The sequence below is a fragment of the Actinomadura sp. genome, from assembly GCF_044508335.1.
GTDB lineage: Bacteria > Actinomycetota > Actinomycetes > Streptosporangiales > Streptosporangiaceae > Spirillospora.
This window is the reverse complement of record NZ_JBIQHY010000125.1, coordinates 1-20188: the sequence shown is the minus strand read 5'-3', so window position 1 is coordinate 20188 and position 20188 is coordinate 1. Positions and strand designations below refer to the sequence as shown.

The following is a 20188-nucleotide window of genomic DNA, read 5'->3' as shown; positions in this document are numbered from 1 at the left end:
GCGGCCGGCGCGGCTGACCTGCGGCCGGGCCGCGGGCCGGGCCCGGCGGGGCGGCGGGTCTCAGGGATGATCCCTGAGAGATCCCTGACGTTCGCGGGGCGGGGGTCTACTCCCCGAGTACGACGGGGGGCGGGCGCCTCCTGCCGTGGGTGGACCGGCAAGTCCGTTCCTGGGGTGCATCCATCTGCTTCGTGCGGCTTCTAGTGTTCTGGGTGTCGGGTCGCCGGGGGTACAGCGATCGCGACGCCTTTCGACCACTCACACACACAGGAGTTTCAACGTGACGAACAGCGCCCCTTCGGCCTCCGGCGCCCAGCCCGCGCCCGGGGCGGGCGACTTCGCCGCACGGACCCAGCAGATCGCGAAGGTGTACGGGCGCGGCGACGCCCAGGTCGTCGCGCTCGACGGGGTCACGGTCGGCATTCCGCGCGGCCGGTTCACCGCGATCATGGGCCCGTCGGGGTCCGGGAAGTCCACGCTGATGCACTGCATGGCGGGGCTGGACTCGGTGGACTCCGGGCAGGTCTTCATCGGCGACACCGAGCTGACGGCGCTGAAGGACAAGCAGCTGACGCGGCTGCGGCGCGACAAGGTCGGGTTCATCTTCCAGGCGTTCAACCTGGTGCCGACGCTGACGGCGCTGGAGAACATCACGCTGCCGATGGACATCGCCGGCCGCCGCCCCGACCGGGAGTGGCTGGACACGGTGATCGACACGGTGGGGCTGCGGCCGCGGCTGAAGCACCGGCCGAGCGAGCTGTCGGGCGGGCAGCAGCAGCGGGTGGCGTGCGCCCGCGCGCTGGCGTCCCGCCCGGAGATCATCTTCGCGGACGAGCCGACGGGGAACCTGGACTCGCGGTCGGGCGCGGAGGTCCTGTCGTTCCTGCGGGACTCGGTGAGCCGGATGGGGCAGACGATCGTGATGGTGACGCACGACCCGTCCGCGGCCGCGTACGCCGACCAGGTGCTGTTCCTGACCGACGGGCAGATCGTCGACACGATGACCGAGCCGACCGCGGAGCGGGTGCTGGAGCGGATGAAGGGCTTCGACGCCGCCGCCCGTCCCGCCGCGGACTCGGAGGTCCCGGCGCGATGATGGGCAGGGTCACGCTCCGCAACCTCGCGGCGCACAAGATCAGGCTGGTGCTGACGGCCGTCGCGGTGATCCTCGGCGTGGCGTTCGTGGCCGGCACGCTGATCTTCACCGACAGCATGAACAAGCAGTTCGACGAGCTGTTCAGCCGGATCGGCACGAACGTGGCCGTGGACGTGCGGGCGAAGAAGGTCGTCGGCGGCGACGACGACGGGATGGCGGCGCAGCCGGTGCCGGCGGCGGTGCTGAAGACGCTGCGGGGCGTCGAGGGCGTCAAGGACCCGAAGGGCAACGTCAACGGGTACGCGGCGGTCGTCGGCAAGGACGGCAAGATCGTCGGGACGGCGCAGAACGGGCCGCCGCAGATCGGCACGAACTGGACGACGGGCGGGTCGTACGACCTGGCGTCGGGCCGCGCGCCGCAGGGGCCGGGCGAGGTCGTCATCGACACCAGGACGGCGGAGAAGGGCGAGCTGGCGCTCGGGGACGTCACGCAGGTCCTCACCGCGGGCCCGCCGGCCCGCATGAAGATCGTCGGGCTGGTCGACGCGGGGAACCTGATGGGCGCGACGCTCACCGGGTTCGACACGCCGACCGCGCAGAAGCTGATGCTGAAGCCCGGCTACTTCAGCGACATCGAGATGGGCTCGTCGGGCCCGTCCCAGGAGGAGCTGCGCGACCGGGTCGCGAAGGTCCTGCCGCAGGGGATGGAGGCCGTCACCGGCGACCAGCTGCGCGAGGAGTCCAAGAGCGACGTCGCGCAGATGATGAGCTTCTTCCGGACGTTCCTGCTGGTGTTCGCGCTGATCTCGATCTTCGTCGGGGCGTTCATCATCTTCAACACGTTCTCGATGCTGGTCGCGCAGCGGACCCGCGAGCTGGCGCTGCTGCGCGCGATCGGCGCGGCCCGCGCGCAGGTGACGCGGGCGGTGATCGGCGAGGCGGTCGCGGTCGGCGTCGTCGGGTCCACGCTGGGCCTGGCGGCCGGGGCCGGGCTGGCGTCGCTGCTGCAGACGCAGATGGGCGACGCCGGGCAGGGCGGCCTGACGTTCACCGCGACCCCGGTGATCGCGTCGTACGCGGTCGGGATCCTGGTGACCGTGGTGTCGGCGTACTTCCCGGCGCGGCGCGCCGCGAAGATCCCGCCGGTCGCGGCGATGCGCGACGACGTGGCGCTGCCGCAGCGGTCGCTGCGGATCCGGGTGGCGCTCGGGTCGCTGCTGACCCTCGCCGGCGCGGGCCTGATCGGCGTCGGCCTGGCCGGTGACGGCGGCGGCAACCCGGCGATCCCGGTCGGCGCGGGCGCGTTCGGGGTGTTCGTCGGCGTCGCGATGCTCGCCCCGGTGATCAGCGTCCCGGTGCTGAAGGTGCTGGGCGCGCCCGCGGCGCGGCTGATGGGGTCGCCCGGGCGGCTGGCGCGGCAGAACGCGCTGCGCAACCCGCGCCGCACCGCCGCGACCGCGGCCGCGCTGATGATCGGCCTGGCGCTGATCACCACGGTGAACGTGCTGGGCGCGACGATGCGGGCGTCGATCGACGAGCAGGTGGACGCCCAGTTCGGCGCGGACTACCTGGTGCAGTCGCAGGGCCCCGGCGGCGTGAACGCCGAGGCGCAGCAGAAGATCAAGGACACGCCGGGCGTGGTGGCGGTGTCGCCGACCTACACCGCCAAGGCGAAGATCGAGGGCAAGGACGCCTTCTACGTGTCGGGCGACCTGGCGGCGCTGGCGAAGGCGGCCCGGCTGAAGCTGGTGTCGGGCTCCGCCGGCGGCGGCCCGGCGTCGATCATGGTGGACGAGGACACCGCGAAGGACCGCGGCTGGAAGGTCGGCACGCCGGTGCCCGTGCGGTTCGCCGACGGGAAGACCGAGTCGCTCACCGTCGCCGGCGTGTACGCCAGGAGCGACCTGATCGGGCCGCGGATGATCTCACAGCAGGCGCATCTGCGGCACACGGTGCGGCCCACCGTCGGGCTCGTCGTGGTCGACACGGCCCGCGCGGACGCCTCCACCAAGGCGGCGCTGGATTCGGCGGTGAAGGCGTACCCGAACCTCGAGGTCGCCGACCAGGCGACGCTGAAGTCCGACGCCCGCAAGCAGGTCGACGGGTTCGTGACGTTCCTGACGATCCTGCTGGTGATGTCGGTCATCATCGCGGCGGTCGGGGTGATCAACACGCTGGCGCTGTCGGTGATCGAGCGGACCCGGGAGATCGGGCTGCTGCGCGCGATCGGGATCTCCCGGCGGCAGCTGCGCCGCATGATCCGGCTGGAGTCCATCATGATCGCGGTGTTCGGCGCCGTGCTCGGCATGGGCATCGGGGTGGCGTTCGGCGCGGCGCTGCAGAACGCGCTGGCCGACCAGGGCCTCGGCGTCCTCGCCGTCCCGTACGGGACGCTGCTGGTGTACCTGGTGGTGGCCGCGGTGATCGGCGTGCTGGCGGCGCTGTGGCCGGCGTGGCGGGCCGGGCGGATGGACGTCCTGAAGGCCATCTCCACCGAATGACCCGTCGCCGGGGGCAAGGCCCCGGCGACGGGAAGGACCCGGCCCCTCCGCGCGGAGGGGCCGGGTCCTTCCTTGTGCGGGAGGCGCACCGGAGGGGAAGGTCCCGGCGGCGTCAACCCGGCCGCGCCCGGCCGCCCGGCCGGGCGCGGCCCGGCCGGGGTCTAGTCGGCGGCGGGCTCGGGGTCGTCGGCCGGGGCCGCGCCCGGCGCCACCGCGGCCTTGGCGACCGCGTCGGTCGCGCTGACCGTGGTGTTCTCCGGGAAGTGGCACGCGGCGTGGTGCCCCGGGCTGAGCTCCACCAGCGGCGGCTCGACCTGCTTGCAGATGTCCTGCGCCTTCCAGCAGCGGGTGTGGAACCGGCACGCGGGCGGCGGGTCGATCGGGCTCGGCACGTCCCCCTGCAGCCGGATCCGCTTGCGCTGGTCGCGCTCGCTCGGGTCCGGGATCGGCACCGCCGACAGCAGCGCGTTGGTGTAGGGGTGCATGGGCCGCTGGTACACGTCCGCGCGGTCCGCGATCTCGACGATCTTGCCGAGGTACATGACGGCGACGCGGTCGGAGATGTGCCGGACGACCGACAGGTCGTGCGCGATCACCACGTAGGTGAGGTCGAGCTCGTCCTGCAGGTCCTCCAGCAGGTTGACCACCTGCGCCTGCACCGACACGTCCAGCGCCGACACCGGCTCGTCCGCGATGATCAGCTTGGGCTTGAGGGCGAGGGTGCGGGCGATCCCGATGCGCTGCCGCTGCCCGCCGGAGAACTCGTGCGGGTACCGGTTGTAGTGCTCGGGGTTCAGGCCGACGAGTTCCAGGATCTCCTGGACGGCCTTCTTGACGCCCTGCTTGGCCTCGATGTTCTGCAGCCGGAACGGGGCCCCGACGATCGCGCCGACGGTCTTGCGGGGGTTCAGCGACGAGTACGGGTCCTGGAAGATCATCTGGAGGTCGCGGCGGAGCGGCCGGAGCCGGCCCTGCGACATCTTGGTGATGTCCTGCCCCTCGAAGGTGATCTTCCCGAAGCTGGGGTCCAGCAGCCGCATGATCATGCGGCCGGTGGTGGACTTGCCGCAGCCGGACTCCCCCACCAGCCCGAGGGTCTCGCCCTTGCGGACCGAGAACGACACGCCGTCGACGGCCTTCACCGCCGCGACCTGCCGGCGCAGCAGCCCCGCGGTCACCGGGAAGTGCTTGCCGAGGTTCTCCACCTCCAGCAGCGGCTCGCCGTCCGGGGCGGGCCGCGCCGCGGCCCGGGTCTCCTCGGCCGGGGTCTCGGCGGCCGGGGCGCTGCCGACCGGGGCGCCGTCGGGGGCGTTTCCGGCCGGGGTCTTCTCTGTGCTCACAGTCTCGTTCCCACCCGTGCTCGTCACAGCTTCGGCCGGATCTCGTCGTTCCAGATCTCCCGCCGCTTCTCCAGCGGGAGGTGGCACGCCGCCTTGTGGCCCGGCACGACCTCGATCAGCTCGGGCCGCTCCGTCGTGCACCTGTCGCCGTTGAGGTCCATGTAGGGGCAGCGCGGATGGAACGCGCACCCGGACGGGACGTTGATCAGGCTCGGCGGCGACCCCTCGATCGGCTGGAGCCGCTCACTGCGCTCCCGGTCGAGGCGCGGCATCGACCCGAGCAGCCCCCACGTGTAGGGGTGCAGCGGCCGGTGGAAGGCGTCGTCGACGGAGGCGTACTCCACCGCGCGGCCCGCGTACATCACCAGGATGTCGTCGGACAGTTCGGCGACCACCCCGAGATCGTGGGTGATCATGATGACGGCGGAGTTGAACTCCTGCTGCAGGTCGCGGATCAGGTCGAGGATCTGCGCCTGGACGGTCACGTCCAGCGCCGTCGTCGGCTCGTCGGCGATCAGCAGCTCCGGGTTGCACGACAGCGCCATCGCGATCATCGCGCGCTGCCGCATGCCGCCGGAGAACTGGTGCGGGTAGTCGTCGACCCGCTTCTCCGGCTTGGGGATGCCGACGCGGCCGAGCATGTCGATGGCGTGCTTGCGCGCCACCTGCTTGGACACGTCGTTGTGGACCCGGTACGCCTCGATGATCTGGGCGCCGATGGTGTAGAACGGGTGCATCGCCGACAGCGGGTCCTGGAAGATCATCGCCATGTCGCGGCCGCGGAGCCGGCGGACCTCGGCGCGCGAGGCGTTCACCAGCTCCTTGCCGTTCAGCCAGATCTCCCCGGACATGTTGGCGTTGCGCTTGTTGTGCAGGCCCAGGATGCCGAGGCTGGTCACGCTCTTGCCCGAGCCGGACTCGCCGACGATGCCGAGGGTCCGGCCGCGCTCCAGCTGGAACGACAGCCCGTCCACCGACTTCACCAGGCCGTCGTCGGTCGGGAAGTGGATCTTCAGGTCGCGGACCTCGAGGAACGCGGTGGGGGCCTCGCCGGTGCCCGCGGTGTCCGCGGCGGGCGCGGTGCCGGTCATCAGCTCAGCCTCACTCTCGGGTCGACGACGGCGTACAGCAGGTCGACGAGCAGATTGATGAAGACGATCGAGCTCGCGGTGATCAGCGTGATGCCGAGCACCATGGGCAGGTCGCCGCCGTTGATCGAGCTGATCGCCAGCTGGCCCAGGCCGGGGATGCCGAAGGTGTTCTCGGTGAGCACGGCGCCGCCGAGGAGCAGGCCGAGGTCGAGGCCGAAGATGGTGAGGATCGGCGTCAGCGAGGCGCGCAGGGCGTGCTTGGTGACGACGGTCTTCTCCGGCAGCCCCTTGGCGCGGGCGGTGCGGATGTAGTCCTCGTTCATCGTCTCCAGCATGCCCGCTCTGGTGAGCCGCGCGTACATCGCCGCGTACAGGAACGCGAGCGTCACCCAGGGCAGCACGAGCGCCTCGAACCACATCACCGGGTTGTCGCTGATCGAGGTGTAGCTGCCGCCCCCCGGGAAGATCTTGAAGGTGTAGGAGAACAGCGCGAGCGAGACCAGGCCCGTGAAGTAGATGGGGAGCGACACGCCGCTCAACGCGATGATCATCGCGGTGCGGTCCCAGACGGACCCCCGGCGCAGCGCCGACACGACGCCGGTGGTGATGCCGCCGATGAGCCAGATGACCGCCGCGCCCAGGGCGAGCGACGCGGTCGCCGGGGCCCGGTCGAGCAGCGTCTGCAGCACCGGCTGGCTGCTGCGGTAGGAGTAGCCGAGGCAGGGCGCCGGGCAGTGGTCGGTCACCGGGCCGGCCTTGTAGTCCTGGCCGGCGACGATGCCCTTCAGGTAGTTGCCGTACTGGACCACGATCGGCTTGTCCAGTCCGAGCCGCTCCTTGGTGTCCTGGATGGCCTCGGCCGTCGGGGCCTTGCCGACGTAGGCGGCCGCGATCTGGTCGGTGGTCTGTCCCGCCAGCTTCGGCAGCCCGAAGAAGATGCCGAAGGTCACCAGGCTGACCAGCAGCAACATGAGGACGGCACCGATGAGGCGCCGGATGATGTATGCGAACACATTCCTCGGCCCCACCCGCCGGCCGGGCGGACCTGTGGGTCCTGACCCGGCCGGCGGGCGTCGCCTTCACCTGCCTTCAGATGGACGCACGGACGAAGCGGATGGTTACTCCACGCCCATGTTCAGGTAGTCGTACATACCGCCATAGGAGTAGGTGATCCCGACGTTGGTGGCCCGCTTCGGCCGGTACATCAGCGCCTTGGCGTAGATCAGCGGGACCTCCGCCGCGGACTGCATGACCATCTTGTCGATCTCGCCGTACGCCTTCGTGCGCGCCGCCTTGTCGGTGTTGGCGATCGCGTCGTCCAGCGCCTTGTTGATCGCGGGGTCGTCCAGCTCGGCCAGGTTGGTGCCGCCGTTGGGCTTGATGGCGTCACCGTGGACGATCTGGGCGAGGAACCCGTAGCCGGTCGGCCAGTCGGCCGCCCACGCCATGATCATCATGCCGATGCCGTGCTTGTGGACGTAGTCCGGCACGCCGACGTACTTGTTGAAGTAGTCACCGGCCGGCCACTGCACGATGTCGACCTTGATGCCGACCTTGGCCAGGCTCTGCTGGATGGCCTGCGCCATCGCGACTTCCTTCGGCCGGTCCGACCGGGCCGAGATCTTGGTGCTGAAGCCGTTGGGCTGGCCGCAGGCCTTCAGCTCCTCCTTGGCCTTGTTCAGCGTGGCCTGGTCGAGGCCGTTGCCGCCCTCGGCCTGCTTCTGCGGGTACAGGTCGAACTTGGTGTAGCCGTCGACCGTCGGGGGCAGCACCGTCGTGGCGACGTCACCGCCGGCCAGCGGGCCTCCGTAGGCGGTCTGCGCGGCGACCTTGTCGGTCGCGTACTGCACCGCGATGCGGCAGTGGACGTTGTCCAGCGGCTTGACGTGGACGTTCAGCGACATGAACCGCAGGAAGCCCTGGACGGGGTTGTCCACGTACGGCTTCTGGGCGTCCGCCAGGACCTTCGGCTGGGTGCCGGACTGCACGCCGACGCCGGAGATGTCCATGTCCAGCGTGCCCGCGAGCAGGCGCTGGTCGATGTCGTCCGCGTTCTGCTTGAGCTGGACCTCGATCTTGTCGGGCAGCGCCTTGCGGAGCGGGTCCGTGCTCTGGTTCCAGTTCGGGTTCCGCGACAGCGTCATGGACTTGCCGCGGGTGTAGTTGTCGACCTTGTACGGGCCGCTGGAGACGATCGCGGTCTCGTACTTCGTGCCGGTGTCCTTGGCCTTCGGCACGGGCATGGTCTGCGACATCGCGACCAGGTAGTCGAACTCGGAGAACGGCGTGTTCAGGTGGAACACGATCGTCTGGTCGTCGGGGGTCTCGATCGACTTGAGGCCCTCGTCGCTCTTGTCCTCGTACGGGCCCTTGTAGGGGGGCTTGTTGTCGACGAGGTACTGCTTGAAGTACTTCGGACCGAGCTGCAGCTCCTTGGTGTAGTTGCTGCGCTCGACCGCGTACTTCACGTCCTTGGACGTGACGGTGGTGCCGTCGTCGAACTTGACGCCGGTACGCAGCTTGTACGTCCAGGTCTTGCCGCCGTCACTGGGCGTGCCCAGGTCGGTGGCGAGGTCCGGGACGACCTCCAGGCTCTCCTTGCCCGCGGCCGGCTTGAAGGTGGTCAGCCCCCGGCCGTACAGGCGCGCGAAGTTCTGCGAGAAGGCGTAGTAGGTGTTGCCGGGGTCGGGCGAGTCCCAGTCGTCGGAGCTGGCGAGCTTGAGCGTCCCGCCCTTCTTGTCCGACTTGTTGACCACCTCGTTGACCCCGGCGTTGTAGCCGGGGCCGCTCCCCGAGCTTCCCGACTCGCCGCCGCCGCAGGCGGCCAGCCCCGCGGCCGCGACCACACCGGCCGCGAAGACCGCGATCGGTCTCATTTTGTTCATGTGCAGGCGCACCCCTTCAATTAGACGGGTCGGATGAACCCGAGTCACTTGGCCCGAGGGTCGAGAGCGTCCCGCAGCCCGTCACCGAACAGGTTGAAGGCGAGGACGGTGATGAAGATCGCCATACCGGGGATGATCATGTACATCGGGTCCGAGGCGTAGATCGGCACGGCCAGCGTGAGCATGTTGCCCCACGACGGCGCCGGCGGGATCACTCCGACGCCGAGGAACGACAGCGCCGCCTCGAACAGGATGTTGGTCGGGATCAGCAGGGTCGAGTAGACCAGGATCGGCGCGACCAGGTTCGGCAGGACTTCCTTGAACAGCACATAGGAGCTCCGGGCGCCCATGCTGCGCGCCGCGTCGACGAACTCGCGCTCGCGCAGCGAAAGCGTCTGCCCCCGGATGATGCGGCCGATGTACGGCCAGTTGAAGAACCCGATCACGAAGATCAGCACCGAGACCCGCAGCCCGTTGCCGTTCAGCCCGAACGAGCCGTCCGACACGACGCCCACCAGCGCGATCGCGAACAGCAGCAGCGGGAACGCCAGGAAGGCGTCCATCGCGCGGCTGATCAGGTAGTCGACCCAGCCGCCGAAGTAGCCGGCGGTGATGCCCATGACCGTCCCGATGACCACCGACAGCAGCGTCGCCAGGAACGACACCAGCAGCGAGATCCGGGCGCCGTGCACGATGCGGGCCAGCATGTCGCGGCCGGAGCCGGGCTCGACGCCGAGCCAGTGGTCGCCGCTGATGCCCGAGTGCCAGAAGCCCGTCTTGGGCCGGTTGTAGGTCGGGTCGATCAGGTTCTGGTGGTACTTGAGCGGGTCCTGGACGAAGTAGGGGCCGAAGATCGCGAGCAGGATGAGCAGGATGACCACGACGGCGCCGGTCAGCGCGACCTTGTCGCGCTTCAGCCTGATCCAGGCGATCTGACCGAGGGAGCGTCCCTGGATCTTCTTGCTGTCGACACCGGCGAGGACCGATTCCGGCTGCGCCTCGGTGTCGGACCCGGTCACCTCAATGGGTGCGGCCACGCTCCATACCTCCTACCGTCCGGCCACTGGTTCGGCCATGCCGCCGGCGCCCGGCCGGCGGCCGCGGAGATCATCCGCTGCCCCCGTGCCCGTTACGCCGCGTTTGCTGAAGGGAAACGTAGTCCTTCGGGCACGACTGTCCATCCGTGAAGCGAGCTTCGCCAGTACCCGTATCTGACTTGTGATCTCGTCGTCATCTGGGGCACACGCGCCTGAACGCCTATTCCGACAAATCGCCCGAATAGTACGTTCACCACCAGCGGGGCAGGCAACTCGGGGGCCGCCGGGCACGGCAAGCTTTACCGTACTGAGTCCGTTCTGAGACCGATTCTCCGCAGGTCAGCCACTTCGGGCACAGAATACGGCGGGCCGGGGCGCCCCCCGGCCACCTCGGGGACGCCCCGGCCCGCCGCTCGCTTCGCGCGGTGCCGGGCGGTCTCGCTCGGGAGACGCCTCAGGAGATGCCGCGGTCGCGCAGGATCCGCTCGATCTCCGCCATCTCCGGGTCGCCGCCGCCCTGGGCGGGCCCCTCCACGGCGCCCTTCGGCTTGGCGCCGCGGCCCGCGGACCTCCGGCCGCCCTCCCCGGCGGCCTTCCCGCCGGACCTGCCGGCCGCCTTGCCGCCCGGCGCGTCCGCGCGGCGGCTCAGCATCGCCCCGGACGCCATGTACAGCAGCACGGCGAGGCCGGCCACGGCGACGCCCGCCCACTTCACCGGGCTGAACGCCAGGTCGACGAAGAACTCCGTCACCCCCGTCATCGCCGCGGCGAGCGGCACCAGGGACAGCGCGGCGCCGCGCAGGCCGGTGGCCGCGCCCCGGCGGCGGTAGACGCCCCAGCTGATCACCAGCCCGGCCAGGGTGACCCCGAGGCTGATCGCGAAAATGACTGCGTCGCTCATGCCGGCCCCTCACTCCGTACGGCGCTGCTCCGGTGCCCCACGTGCCGCCGCGTGCTCCTCACGCGAGGGCGCTTTCCTCCATGCTCACACGCCGGACGCCGATCCTGCTCCTCCCGGCGGACGGTTTTGCGGCCGGGCCGATCTCCTCCTCCGGCGTGACCCCTCCCCCGCGGGCACCCCGCGGGTATCAGCCCGCGGGTATGAGGGAGCACAGCATGGCCAGGTCGACCTCGCGCAGCGAGGCCACGACGGTGCGGCCCGGCGCGGGCGGGATCGGCAGGACGCCCGGTACCGCCACGGCGGCGCAGCCCGCCGCCTCCGCGGCCGCGACGCCGTTCGGCGAGTCCTCCAGCACGACGCAGCGGGCCGGGTCGGCGCCCAGCCGCGCGGCGGCGGTCAGGTACGGCTCGGGGTCGGGCTTGGTGCGGGCCACCTCGTCGCCGGCGACGCTGAGCGCGAAGTGCTCGCGGCCGACGGCGTCCAGCACCGGCTCGATCAGCCTGCGGTGGCTGGAGGACACCAGCGCGGCCGGGACGCCGGCGGCGCGCACCTCCGCGAGCAGCTCCTTGGCGCCGGGCATCATCGGGACGCAGGCGGTGAGGCGCTCGGCCATGCCGTCCAGCATCCGCCGCCCGACCTCGCCGGGGTCGGCGTCGGCGCCGGTCAGCTCCAGCATGTAGCCGACGGCGACGGACAGGGAGCCGCCGACGAGCTTCTCCTGGTGGGCCGGGCTCCACTCGCCGCCGAGCCACGCCATCACCTCGGACTCGACCTCCAGCCAGAGGCGCTCGGAGTCGATGAGCAGGCCGTCCATGTCGAAGAGCACGGCCTGCAGGCCGTGGGAGGGGGTGCACATGTAACCCCACCATAACCGGGAGGTCGCGGGCCGCTCCCGGGCGTCCGCACGCGGACGCCGCACCGCCCTCGCGCACGGCCCCCCGGGGAGACGGCTCTTCTTGGACGGGGTGTGCAAAGAGACGGTGACGGATGGGTCACCGGACCGATACCGTGCCACCAGTGACTACCAACGGGTAAGGAACGGCATGAGCGCGTACCGCATCATCCTCGTCGGCACCGACGGCTCGGACTCCTCGTTCCGCGCGGTGGACCGGGCCGCGCAGCTGGCCGCCGCCACCGGCGCGACCCTCCTGCTCGCCTCGGCCTACAGCCCGATGCCGGAGCGCGAGCGCGCCAGCGCCGCCGACCGGCTCGGCGACCTGGCGTACAAGGTGCAGGGCTCCACGCCCGCCGACGACGCGCTGCGGGCGGCCCGCGAGCGGGCGGTCGCGGCGGGCGCCACCGACATCGAGCAGGTCGCCGTCGAGGGCGACCCGGTGGACGTCCTCGCCAAGCTCACCAAGGAACGCGAGGCCGACCTCGTCGTCGTCGGGAACCGGGGCCTGAACAGCCTCGCCGGCCGCATCCTCGGGTCCGTCCCGGCGAACCTGTCGCACCGGTCCCCCTGCGACGTGCTGATCGTCCACACCACACCGAAGGGCAAGTGACCCGCCGGCCCCGGGCGGCCGCGGGGCGGAGACCAGATTGTGATCCGGGTTCCGCCCCTGGCGTACGGCGCCGGGGTCTGGCTCGTGAGGGGTGGGGTAGGTCAGTGTCAGGACGTAGGCTGACAGCCACCGATCATGAGCGGGGCCCCCGACCCCGGGAATGGCGCCCCCGTCGGTGACGCTGTACCAGGGCGTCGGAAGGAGGCAGCGCGTGGTCGAGCTCGAAAGCGTGCCGGAACTCGTGGATCCGGTGCTCGTGGCCGCCTTTGAGGGGTGGAACGACGCCGGGGAGGCCGCCAGCGGGGTGATCGCGCATCTGGAGTCGACCTGGGAAGCGGTGCCCATCGCCGAGCTCGATCCCGACGACTACTACGACTTCCAGGTCACCCGCCCGATCGTGGAGATGGCCGACGGGGAGACCCGCGGGATCACCTGGCCGACGACGCGGGTGTCGTGGGCGCGGCTGCCGAGCGGCAAGGACGTGGTGCTGCTGCACGGCATCGAGCCGAACATGCGGTGGCGGTCGTTCTGCCGCGAGCTGGTCGGGCTGATGCTGGAGCTCGGCATCCGCAACGTCGTGCTGCTGGGCGCGCTGCTGGCCGACGCGCCGCACACCAGGCCGGTGCCCGTCACCGGCGCCGCGTCGGAGGCGGGGCTGGTCAGCACGCTGCACCTGGAACCGGCCCGCTACGAGGGCCCCACCGGGATCCTCGGGGTGCTGCAGGACGCGTGCGCCAAGGCCGACCTCGACACGGTGTCGCTGTGGGCGGCGGTCCCGCACTACGTGGCGCAGCCGCCGTCGCCGAAGGCGACGCTGGCGCTGCTGCGCCGCGTCGAGGACCTCCTCGACGTGACCGTCCCGCTCGGTGAGCTGCCGGAGGAGGCGCGCGCCTGGGAGCACGGCGTGAACGAGCTCGCCGAGGAGGACTCCGAGGTCGCCGAGTACGTCCGGACGCTGGAGGAGCAGAAGGACGCGACCGAGCTGCCGGAGGCCAGCGGCGACGCCATCGCCCGCGAGTTCGAGCGCTATCTGCGGCGCCGCGACCCGGGGCGGGGCCCGGCGTAGCGTTACACTCGGCCGCGTCCCGTTTCTCGGTGATGGCCCGCGCACGCCGCGAAGTGCGCCGATCATGATGTCTTTCCTTCTGGAGGGCGGTAGCGCCCCGCGCCGGTGAGCGCCCGGACGCGCGGCGGGCGCGCGGGCGGCCCGGCGATCCGGGTCCGCCCCGAGCGCGAGCTGCGCCGGCAGCGCCGCCGCCGCTCCCATTCCTGCTGGGACCATCTCATCGCCGCGCCGCTGTGGCCGCTGTACGGCGCGAACCTGGGGACGCTGCTGCGCACCTGCGACGCTGTCGGCGCGTGCCTGGCGGTGCCGCGGTACCCGTGGGTGCCCGAGGCGCTCGAACGCGGCAACACGCTGCGGCGGCCCGCCTGCGTCCACTGGGTGGGCGACCCGCTCGGCTGGCTGGAGCGGCAGCGGGAGGCCGGCTCCCGGGTCGTCGGGGTGGAGCTGGCGGACGAGGCGGTGCGGCTCGCCGACCTGCCCGCCGCGCGGGTCCGGACGGTCGCCGTGCTGGGGCACGAGCGGACCGGCATCCCGGCGGAGGCGCTCGACCTGCTGGACCTGGCCGTGGAGATCCCCATGGTGGGCGGCGGCAGCAGCCTGAATGTCGCGGTCGCCGGGTCGCTCGTCCTCTACAAGCTCGCCGGGCTGCTGTGACGGGTCACAGGGCGACGCCGAGGAGCGCGTCGGCGACGGCCGCGGCCTGGGCGGGGGCCCGGTCGTCGGTGCCGTCGTGGGCGGCCCAGTCGTCCACGGCGGCGAGGGCGGCGGGGGCGTCCAGGTCGTCGGCGAGGTGGCCGCGGACCGCGGCGGCCAGCGGCGCGGCGGGCGGCCCGGAGGGGCGGGCGGCCGCGGCCCGCCAGCGGGCGAGGCGGGCCGCGGCCGCGTCGAGGTCGCGGTCCGTCCATTCCCAGTCGGCGCGGTAGTGGTGGGCGAGCAGCGCCAGCCGGATCGCCATCGGGTCGGCGCCCGCCTCGCGCAGCTTCGACACGAACACCAGGTTGCCGCGGGACTTCGACATCTTCTCGCCGTCGAGGCCGACCATGCCGGCGTGGACGTAGGCGCGGGCGTGCGGGCGCTCGCCGGTGGCGACCTGGGCGTGCGAGGCGCTCATCTCGTGGTGCGGGAAGGCGAGGTCGGAGCCGCCGCCCTCCACGTCGAACGCCATGCCGAGGTATTCGACGGAGATCGCGGAGCATTCGACGTGCCAGCCGGGGCGGCCCTCGCCGAACGGCGAGTCCCAGCCGGGCTCGCCGGGGCGGCGCGCCATCCACAGCAGCGGGTCGAGGGGGTCGCGCTTGCCGGCGCGGCCGGGGTCGCCGCCGCGCTCGGCGAACAGCGCCGCCATCTGCTCGCGGTCTAGGCGGCTGACGGTGCCGAAGGCGGGGTCGGACGCGACGGGGAAGTAGACGTCGCCGTCGACGGCGTAGGCGGCGTCGCGGCCGCGCAGCTTCTCGATCATCTCGACGACGAGCGGGATCGCCTCGACCGCGCCGATGTACCGGTCGGGCGGCAGGATCCGCAGCGCGGTCATGTCCTCGCGGAACAGCTGGATCTCGCGGTCGGCGAGGGCGCGCCAGTCCTCGCCGGTGTCGCGGGCGCGTTCCAGGAGCGGGTCGTCGACGTCGGTGGCGTTCTGCACGTACAGGACGCGGTGCCCGAGGTCGCGCCAGACGCGGTTGACGAGGTCGAACGCGAGGTAGGTGTTGGCGTGGCCGAGGTGGGTGGCGTCGTAGGGGGTGATGCCGCACACGTACATCCGGGCGGTGTCGCCGGGGGCGGTGGGGCGCGCCGTGCCCGTCGCGGTGTCGTGGAGGGCGAGCGGACGGTCGGCGGCGGGCAGGCCCGCGTCGTGCAGGCTGGGGACTTCGGAGGCGGGCCACGATCGCATACCGAAAGCTTATCCATGCCCAGGCAGCGGCTTTACTCCGAGATCATCGCGGGCCTCCCCGTGCGCCCGGTCAGCTGAGGCGGACGCGGGGGTCGAGGACGGCGTAGCCGATGTCGACGAGCAGGTTCGCGACGGTGACCGAGAACGTCACCAGCAGCGTCACCCCGATGATCACCGGGGCGTCGCCGTCCGCGATGGACTGGTACACCAGCTGGCCGACGCCCTGCAGCCCGAACACCTTCTCGGTGACGATCGTGGAGCCGATGAGGGCGCCGAGGTCGATGCCGAGCTGGGTGACGACCGGGGTCAGCGCCGCCCGCAGCGCGTGCCCGCCGACGACGCGGCGCTCCGGGAGGCCCTTGGCGCGGGCCGTGCGGACGTAGTCCTCGTCCAGCACGTCCAGCATCGCCGCGCGGGTGAGGCGCGTGTAGGCGGCCATCATGAGGAACGCCAGCGCGAAGCACGGCAGGACCATGCGGCGCAGGAAGTGCTCCTGCAGGGGCGGGCCCGCCTCGAACAGGTGCACGCCGCCGGCGCCGAGCCCGGCGGTGAACAGCGACAGCAGCGCCAGCGCCATCACGAACGGCGGCGTGGACAGGCCGGCGAGGACGAACACGGTGACGGCCCGGTCCCACGGGCCCCGCGCCCGGGACGCGCCGGTGACGCCGGTGGCCACGCCGCCGGCGAACCACAGGACCGCCGCGCCGGACACCAGGCACAGGGTGGTGGGGAGCCGGGCGCCGATCAGCGCGGTGACGGGCGTGCCGTTGACGTAGGACTCGCCGAGGTCGCCGCGCGGCAGCCGGGAGAGGAACCGCCAGTACTGCACGAGGAGGGGCCGGTCGAGGCCGAGGTTGCGGCGGATCTGCTCCAGCGTGCCGGCGTCGGCGCGGGGCCCGCCGATGAGGCGCTCCACCGGGACGGGCGAGACCCGCAGGACCAGGAACGTCAGGGTGGCCACCAGCCACAGCACGGCGGCCGCGTACAGCAGGCGGCGGACGGCGAAGCGCGCCACGGCCGTCACCTCCCGGCGGCGCGGCCGCCGCGCGGGTCGAGGGCGTTGCGGACGCCGTCGCCGAGCAGGTTGAACGCCAGCGTGGTGGCCAGCAGCAGGGCGCCGGGGACGGCGAGCAGCCACCAGGCGGTGCGGAACACCTCGCCGCCCTCGCCGAGCATCGACCCCCAGCTCGGCATCGGCGGCCGGATCCCGACGCCGAGGAACGACAGGGTCGCCTCCGACACGATCGAGGCGGGGACGAGCAGCGAGGTCAGCACGGTGATGGGGGCGGCGAGGTTAGGCAGCACCTCGGTGGCCATGATGCGGGCGTCGGACGCGCCTAAGGCGCGGGCCGCCTCGATGAACTGCTGCTGCCGCAGCGCCAGCACCTGCCCGCGGATCGTGCGGCCGTAGGCGGCGAACGAGAAGAACGCGATGACGAGGACCGTCATGGCGAGGCTCGCGGGGGGCGAGGAGATCTGGAACGTGGCCGCCAGCATGATCGCGACGAGCAGGTAGGGCAGCGCGAGGACCATGTCCATCAGCCGGGACAGCAGGGCGTCCAGCGCGCCGCCGGCGAACCCGGCGAGGGTGCCGGCGACGGTCCCGGCGGCGGAGGCGAGCGCGGCCGCGCCGATCCCGGCGGTCAGCGAGACGCGCGTGCCGTAGGCGGCGCGGACCAGGACGTCGCGGCCGAGCTGGTCGGCGCCGAGCGGGAACTCGGCGCCGGGGCCGCGGGGCCGGCCGCCGGCGTCCAGCCCGGTCCGCGGGAACGTCGCGTCGTAGGGGTGGCCGGTGAGGTGCGCCCACAGCGGGGCGAGCGCCGCGAACGCCGTGATCAGCAGTAGCACGGCGAGGGACGCGACGGCGGGCCGGTCGCGGCGGAACCGGTCCCACGCGAGCCGGGACGGGCTGCGGCTCTGCACCGGCCGCGGCGGCGCCGCGGCGGGCGGGTTCCGCGTCTCGAGCCCGGCGTAGCCGGTCATGAGAACGTGACCTGGTTGAGGTCGTAGGCGCGGTACTGCGGCATGTAGCGGGCGCCGTGGACGCGGGCGGAGTGGAAGACCGGGGTCCGCTGGTTGACGAGCGGCACGACGGCGGCGTCCTCCATGATGCGGTGGTCGGCCTGCGCCCAGTAGCCGGCGGCGGCGTCGGCGTCGCGGGCGTCGAGCGCGTGGTCGATGAGCCGGTTGACCTCGGGGTCGTTGAAGCCGCCGTAGTCGCTGGAGTTGGGGCCGTAGTGGCGCCCGTCGAACAGCGGGACGATGGTGGCGCGGCCGTTGTTGCCGTACCAGTCGGGCACCCAGCCGGGCACGGCGATGTCCCATTTCCCGGCGCGGGCCCGCGCGGGGGTGACGAGGGTGGTGCGGTAGAAGGCGCCATCGGTGTCGGGTTCGAGCTCGGCGCGGATGCCGCAGGCGGCCAGGTCTCCGGTGACGGACCGGGCGATCTGCGGGTGGTCGCCGCTGAGCCGGTAGGGGAACTTCAGCGTCAGCCCGTGCGGGTACCCGGCTCCGGCGAGCAGGTTCCTGCATTTGCCGGGGTCTCCCCTGCCGGACGGCGGGTACAGGGCGAACTCCTGGTGGCCGATGCTGTGCGGCGGGATGACCTGGTTCAGGATCTCGGCGATGTCGGGGCCGCCGAAGATGCGCACGATCGCGGCCTTGTCGACGGCGTAGCTGATCGCCCGCCGGACGTCCGTCCGGCCGAGCGCGCCCCGGTTGCGGGGGCTGAGGGTGTTGAAGACCAGGTAGGGGTCGAGCGCCGACCCCTCCATGATCGCGAAGTCGGGGTCGTCGCGCAGTTCGGGGATCTTCGCGGCCGGGACGGGCTGGTCCCAGGAGAGGTCGGCGGCGCCGCTCTCCAGCAGCCGCTGCACCTCGTCGGGCGACTGGTGGCCGAGGGAGATCTCGATGCGGTCGGGGTTCTGCTCGCGGATCGGGTCGGACCCGGCTCGCCAGGTCGGGTTCTTCTCCAGGACGTACGCCTTGCCGGGAGTGTAGGAGGCGATCTGGTAGGGGCCGTCGGAGATGGTGTGCCGCCGGAACGCGGGGCTGTCGGGGATGTAGCGGTCGTACTCGGCGGGCGCCGCCGCCGCGAACTCCAGCGCGAGGAGGCTGGTGAAGTCGCTCGCGGGCCGGTTCAGCCGGATCACGAGGGTCCGCGCGTCCCTGGCGACCAGGCCGGGGACCTTCGCGGTGCGCCGGTACCGGGCCATCGCCGCGGCGCTGCGCGGGTCGACGCGGGCGTACCCGGCGCAGAACTCCGCCATCCCGGCGATGGTCTCGATGTAGTACGCCTTGGCGCCCGACGGGAGGGCCGGGTTGCAGGTCCGCTCGATGCCGCGCACGAAGTCGGCGGCGGTGACCTCCCGGGGCGGGCTGGTGTTCCACAGCACGCCGCCGCGCAGCCTGATCGTGTAGGTGAGGCCGTCCCGGCTGAGGCCGCCGTTGCGGACGGTGGGGATTTCCGCCGCCACGTCGGGCCGGACGGTGACGGCCTCCTGGAAGTCGTTGGACGCCCGGTACCCGAACAGCGTCCGGGCGAACTGGTGGACGAGCAGCCCGCCCCAGGTGGTGTACACGCTCGCGGTGTCGAGGTGGTCGACGTCGGACGCCCCGGCGACCCGCAGCGTGCCGCCGGTGACGCCCCGGTCCTCTCCTCCGCAGCCCGCCGCCAGCAGCACCGCTGCGAGACACGCCACCACCGAAGATCGCATTAAGTAGTCAATTTAGCACCCAGGGTCATGCCGCCGCAGCCGCAAACCGGGACTACAGCACCCGGGTCCAGGCGCCCTCCTCGCCCGGGGCGGCGGAGAAGTCGTACCGGACGCGGTCCCCCAGCGCGACGAGGCTCACCGACGTGGTCCCCCACACCCGCCCGTCGCCGAGGTCCAGCAGCGGCAGCAGCGCCCTGTGGTCGGCGCGGGGCAGCCCGTCCCCGTTCAGCAGCGGCAGCCACGCCCCCCAGGCCGACTCGACCGGCCCGTCCCCGGGCTCGGGCCGCGGCGCGGCCGCCAGCCGCGGCCGGAAGTACGCCAGCCGCGCCGCCATGTAGGCGTCCTCGGTCTCCCCTTCCATCTGCCCCTCGCCCTCCAGCCCGCTGTTGACGATCATGTGCAGCCCGGGCCCGAGCTCCCGCTCGCTGAGCGCCTCCCCGTCCCAGCTCCACAGCCGCACCCGGTCGGGCTCGGCCCCGACGAGATGGAACGGGTCGAAGACGGCGAGATCCAATTCCCCCAGCTTGCCCTCCGCCGCGACCCGCAGCGGCAGTTCCCCCCGCGACGCGCGCGCGGCCTCCGGCGCCATCCGCCCGCGCCCGTTGAGCACGACCGCCACCCGCGGCGCCTCCGGCTCGACCGCGAGCCACGTCCCCCCGGCCCGCAGGTCGCGCCCCCCGACGACCCCGGGCCGATCAGCCCAGTGCCGCCCGGGCCCGACCCACTCCCGGGCGACGAACTCGTCCCGCACCCCCACCACGAGCACGGGCACAGAAGAGGAGGGCTCCACACTGACGACCGCGGTACACACCCCCCAATTCCAACACCCCGCCCATTTCCCCCCACCCCCGGGTCCACCACGCCCCCCGCAGCCGCCCTAGGACGAGCACAATTCACACCCTCTCGGACCAGACCCGGGCCGCAGCGCAGACCGAAGCAACCACCACGGGCAGGCACACGCAGCGGCCATCCCCGCCAAACCGGGCGACCGCAGCAACACGTCACAAACCCGCACGGTCGCAACAACCCACACCGCGGCGTGAGGATCGACGGGCTCACTGACAGGGGCTCCAGAGGCGCCCACACGACTGCGGACGCCTCTCGGATGAGCACAATTCACACCCTCTTGGACCAGACCCGCGCCGTGACCACCGACCGAAGC

At 72.2% G+C, this 20188-nt stretch carries 17 protein-coding genes; 5 read left to right on the top strand and 12 right to left on the bottom strand.

Going from position 1 to position 20188, the window contains the following annotated elements; translation table 11 throughout:
- The first annotated feature begins 280 nt into the window (after positions 1-280).
- Together ACIWVC_RS29280 and ACIWVC_RS29275 are read left to right on the top strand one after the other, a co-directional pair.
- On the top strand, positions 281-1096 hold the full coding sequence (locus ACIWVC_RS29280; RefSeq protein ID WP_396454832.1) for an ABC transporter ATP-binding protein: 816 nt from the start codon (positions 281-283) through the stop codon (positions 1094-1096).
- Positions 1093-3597, top strand: coding sequence for an ABC transporter permease (locus tag ACIWVC_RS29275; RefSeq protein ID WP_396446730.1), 2505 nt, complete (start codon positions 1093-1095; stop codon positions 3595-3597). The genes ACIWVC_RS29280 and ACIWVC_RS29275 overlap by 4 nt, the downstream gene beginning before the upstream one ends.
- A gap of 161 nt (positions 3598-3758) precedes the next feature.
- Here the strand turns inward: ACIWVC_RS29275 and ACIWVC_RS29270 are convergent, their stop codons facing one another.
- The 7 genes from ACIWVC_RS29270 to ACIWVC_RS29240 all read right to left on the bottom strand — a co-directional run bounded on the left by ACIWVC_RS29270 (position 3759) and on the right by ACIWVC_RS29240 (position 11707).
- Positions 3759-4811, bottom strand: coding sequence for an ABC transporter ATP-binding protein (locus ACIWVC_RS29270; RefSeq protein ID WP_396446799.1), 1053 nt, complete (start codon positions 4809-4811; stop codon positions 3759-3761).
- A 149-nt stretch (positions 4812-4960) separates the two neighbouring features.
- Positions 4961-6028, bottom strand: a complete 1068-nt coding sequence (locus ACIWVC_RS29265; RefSeq protein WP_396446729.1) for an ABC transporter ATP-binding protein — start codon at positions 6026-6028, stop codon at positions 4961-4963.
- Positions 6028-7041, bottom strand: a complete 1014-nt coding sequence (locus tag ACIWVC_RS29260) for an ABC transporter permease (RefSeq protein ID WP_396446728.1) — start codon at positions 7039-7041, stop codon at positions 6028-6030. Before ACIWVC_RS29260 ends, ACIWVC_RS29265 begins: the two co-directional genes overlap by 1 nt.
- A gap of 105 nt (positions 7042-7146) precedes the next feature.
- Positions 7147-8913 carry an ABC transporter substrate-binding protein gene (locus ACIWVC_RS29255; RefSeq protein WP_396454831.1) on the bottom strand — a complete coding sequence of 589 codons (1767 nt, stop codon included), beginning with the start codon at positions 8911-8913 and terminating at the stop codon, positions 7147-7149.
- A gap of 44 nt (positions 8914-8957) precedes the next feature.
- Positions 8958-9950 (bottom strand): ABC transporter permease, encoded by a 993-nt coding sequence (locus ACIWVC_RS29250; protein ID WP_396446726.1) that lies wholly within the window; start codon positions 9948-9950, stop codon positions 8958-8960.
- Positions 9951-10404: 454 nt separating this feature from the next.
- On the bottom strand, positions 10405-10851 hold the full coding sequence (locus ACIWVC_RS29245; RefSeq protein WP_396446725.1) for a hypothetical protein: 447 nt from the start codon (positions 10849-10851) through the stop codon (positions 10405-10407).
- A gap of 187 nt (positions 10852-11038) precedes the next feature.
- Complete coding sequence (locus ACIWVC_RS29240) at positions 11039-11707, bottom strand: HAD family hydrolase (protein WP_396454830.1); 669 nt, start codon at positions 11705-11707, stop codon at positions 11039-11041.
- Between the two features lie 187 nt (positions 11708-11894).
- Here ACIWVC_RS29240 and ACIWVC_RS29235 point away from each other — a divergent pair, with 187 nt between their 5' ends.
- The 3 genes from ACIWVC_RS29235 to ACIWVC_RS29225 all read left to right on the top strand — a co-directional run bounded on the left by ACIWVC_RS29235 (position 11895) and on the right by ACIWVC_RS29225 (position 14076).
- The gene (locus ACIWVC_RS29235) at positions 11895-12356 is read left to right on the top strand and encodes a universal stress protein (protein ID WP_396446722.1); all 462 of its coding nucleotides are present in this window, start codon (positions 11895-11897) and stop codon (positions 12354-12356) included.
- A 211-nt stretch (positions 12357-12567) separates the two neighbouring features.
- Positions 12568-13422 carry a PAC2 family protein gene (locus ACIWVC_RS29230; RefSeq protein WP_396446721.1) on the top strand — a complete coding sequence of 285 codons (855 nt, stop codon included), beginning with the start codon at positions 12568-12570 and terminating at the stop codon, positions 13420-13422.
- Positions 13423-13527: 105 nt separating this feature from the next.
- Complete coding sequence (locus ACIWVC_RS29225; RefSeq protein ID WP_396446719.1) at positions 13528-14076, top strand: TrmH family RNA methyltransferase; 549 nt, start codon at positions 13528-13530, stop codon at positions 14074-14076.
- 4 nt (positions 14077-14080) lie between these two features.
- Here ACIWVC_RS29225 and mshC read toward each other — a convergent pair whose 3' ends face one another.
- The 5 genes from mshC to ACIWVC_RS29200 form a co-directional block, all read right to left on the bottom strand.
- Positions 14081-15310, bottom strand: a complete 1230-nt coding sequence (mshC, locus tag ACIWVC_RS29220) for a cysteine--1-D-myo-inosityl 2-amino-2-deoxy-alpha-D-glucopyranoside ligase (RefSeq protein WP_396446718.1) — start codon at positions 15308-15310, stop codon at positions 14081-14083.
- 70 nt (positions 15311-15380) lie between these two features.
- The gene (locus tag ACIWVC_RS29215; protein ID WP_396446717.1) at positions 15381-16325 is read right to left on the bottom strand and encodes an ABC transporter permease; all 945 of its coding nucleotides are present in this window, start codon (positions 16323-16325) and stop codon (positions 15381-15383) included.
- Positions 16326-16330: 5 nt separating this feature from the next.
- Positions 16331-17293, bottom strand: a complete 963-nt coding sequence (locus tag ACIWVC_RS29210; RefSeq protein WP_396446716.1) for an ABC transporter permease — start codon at positions 17291-17293, stop codon at positions 16331-16333.
- Positions 17290-19011: an ABC transporter substrate-binding protein gene (locus ACIWVC_RS29205; protein WP_396454829.1), complete on the bottom strand. Its 1722-nt coding sequence runs from the start codon at positions 19009-19011 to the stop codon at positions 17290-17292. The genes ACIWVC_RS29210 and ACIWVC_RS29205 overlap by 4 nt, the downstream gene beginning before the upstream one ends.
- A gap of 67 nt (positions 19012-19078) precedes the next feature.
- Positions 19079-19837, bottom strand: a complete 759-nt coding sequence (locus ACIWVC_RS29200; RefSeq protein ID WP_396454828.1) for an NRDE family protein — start codon at positions 19835-19837, stop codon at positions 19079-19081.
- Positions 19838-20188: the final 351 nt, after the last annotated feature.

What these genes read in the sequence shown, in the direction of transcription:
- ACIWVC_RS29255 (WP_396454831.1), bottom strand. Translation starts at nt 8,913, where the DNA reads ATGAACAAAATGAGACCGATCGCGGTCTTCGCGGCCGGTGTGGTCGCG.
- ACIWVC_RS29275 (WP_396446730.1), top strand. Translation starts at nt 1,093, where the DNA reads ATGATGGGCAGGGTCACGCTCCGCAACCTCGCGGCGCACAAGATCAGG.
- ACIWVC_RS29265 (WP_396446729.1), bottom strand. Translation starts at nt 6,028, where the DNA reads ATGACCGGCACCGCGCCCGCCGCGGACACCGCGGGCACCGGCGAGGCC.
- ACIWVC_RS29235 (WP_396446722.1), top strand. Translation starts at nt 11,895, where the DNA reads ATGAGCGCGTACCGCATCATCCTCGTCGGCACCGACGGCTCGGACTCC.
- ACIWVC_RS29240 (WP_396454830.1), bottom strand. Translation starts at nt 11,707, where the DNA reads ATGTGCACCCCCTCCCACGGCCTGCAGGCCGTGCTCTTCGACATGGAC.
- ACIWVC_RS29245 (WP_396446725.1), bottom strand. Translation starts at nt 10,851, where the DNA reads ATGAGCGACGCAGTCATTTTCGCGATCAGCCTCGGGGTCACCCTGGCC.
- ACIWVC_RS29210 (WP_396446716.1), bottom strand. Translation starts at nt 17,293, where the DNA reads ATGACCGGCTACGCCGGGCTCGAGACGCGGAACCCGCCCGCCGCGGCG.
- mshC (WP_396446718.1), bottom strand. Translation starts at nt 15,310, where the DNA reads ATGCGATCGTGGCCCGCCTCCGAAGTCCCCAGCCTGCACGACGCGGGC.